Origin of the sequence: Nitratidesulfovibrio oxamicus (assembly GCF_015731765.1) — a bacterium.
Taxonomy (GTDB): Bacteria; Desulfobacterota; Desulfovibrionia; order Desulfovibrionales; family Desulfovibrionaceae; genus Cupidesulfovibrio; species Cupidesulfovibrio oxamicus.
Genome location: NZ_VRYY01000540.1, coordinates 1 through 1430, shown reverse-complemented (window position 1 = coordinate 1430; position 1430 = coordinate 1). Strand labels below are relative to the sequence as shown.

At 70.6% G+C, this 1430-nt stretch carries 2 protein-coding genes and 1 pseudogene; 1 reads left to right on the top strand and 2 read right to left on the bottom strand.

Annotated features, from left to right (window positions below):
* Positions 1–273: pseudogene (locus tag FVW20_RS15160) on the top strand (response regulator); the annotation flags it as partial.
* Between the two features lie 145 nt (positions 274–418).
* On the opposite strand, the gene yjgA reads toward FVW20_RS15160, so the two are convergent.
* The gene (yjgA, locus tag FVW20_RS15155) at positions 419–958 is read right to left on the bottom strand and encodes a ribosome biogenesis factor YjgA (protein WP_196610259.1); all 540 of its coding nucleotides are present in this window, start codon (positions 956–958) and stop codon (positions 419–421) included.
* A gap of 89 nt (positions 959–1047) precedes the next feature.
* Positions 1048–1430, bottom strand: a 383-nt coding sequence (locus tag FVW20_RS15150) for a hypothetical protein (RefSeq protein ID WP_196610258.1), incomplete at its 5' end; no start/stop codon positions are given.

The following is a 1430-nucleotide window of genomic DNA, read 5'->3' as shown; positions in this document are numbered from 1 at the left end:
CACGAGCACGTGGCCCGCGCCTGCCAGTTCACCAGCGCGCCGGAACGCACCGCCGCCGCCGTGTGCCGCGCCCTGTCCAATGCGGACCCGGAACTGGGCACCCAGTTGCACCGCCGCATGTTGGGCCGCTTCGGCACGGCGTTGCGCATCGACTCGGACGGCCATGAAGAACCCGCGGGGCTGCTGGACCGCCTGCTGGGCGGCACCGTGCTGCACGACGTGGTCACCGTGGCCCGGCATACCCTTAAGGCTTTGCGCGAGGCTGGCATCTAGCAACCCAACTGCCCGGTTCCCCCCGCCGCCCTGCCGACCGCATGGCCGGTGGCGGACAACAGACCATGCCCCATGCAACGACAAGACGCGCCGGATGCGAAAGCACCCGGCGCGTCTTCTTTGCAAAACGGCAGGAACGGAGCGGCTATTCCTCGGCCACCTCGCGCAGCAGCCGGAACAGGGCGCGCCCGGCACGGGGGGGCTTGCTGGCCGCGCGTTCAGCCAGGGCGTCACGCACCAGCAGGCGCAGGTGGCGCGGGTCCACGTCGGCCCACTGTTCCAGATAGGGTTGCAGGCGGTCCGGCCCGGCGGCCAGCAGTTGCTCGCGCAGTTCCTCGATGCGGTGGAAATCGTCATCCTCGGCCTGCTTCACGGCGCGCACCTCGCCCATCTGCGCGGACACGGCCTCCCAGTCCCCTTCCCGGATGACCCGGCCAATGTACTGCAACTGGCGCCGCCTGGCCTCGTGCGTGGACATGGCGTGCCATTCCAGCACCGCCCGTTCGAGCTCATCCGGCAGGCCCAGCGAGCGCACCCTGGAGGCGGGCAGCCGGACCAGTTCCTGGCCCAGGGTCTGCATGGCGTTGCTTTCGCGCTTCTTCTGCGAGCGGCTCACGTCGCGTATGTCGTTGTCTGTCGCCACCCCGGACGGGGGCAGGGAGTCGGGTATCCTGCGTCGCGCCATGCGCGTTCTCCTTGTTGTCCTTGCGTGAATGATGCCGGTTCCCGATGTGCCGGGAACGGGCGAAGGGGGTGGCCAGGCAGGTGCCGGGGCTACCGGCGGCGCGGGCCGCCCATCAGGTCGGAAATATGCATCACGGGCAGGCCATGGGCACCCGCGGGTGCATCGGCACTATGGCCGACACCTTGCTTGGCGGTGTCGGGCTTGCCCCGCGGCGCCGCCCCGTCACGTGCCTGCGCGTCGGGTTCCTGGTCGGCAGGCTCATGGTCATCGGGCGCGCGTTCTTCGGGCCGCACGGGCCGCCAGTGCTGCGCGCCCATCTCCACGAAAAGCTCCACGCCCCGTTCGGGCACCCCCACCAGCAACACCAGGGTGCCGGTGGGTTCCAGCCGGTAGGCGTAATCGAACAGACGCCGGGCCACCAGCGCCACGGGCACGCCCGCATCGGCGGCCACCTGCGCGGCGGCTTCGCGCA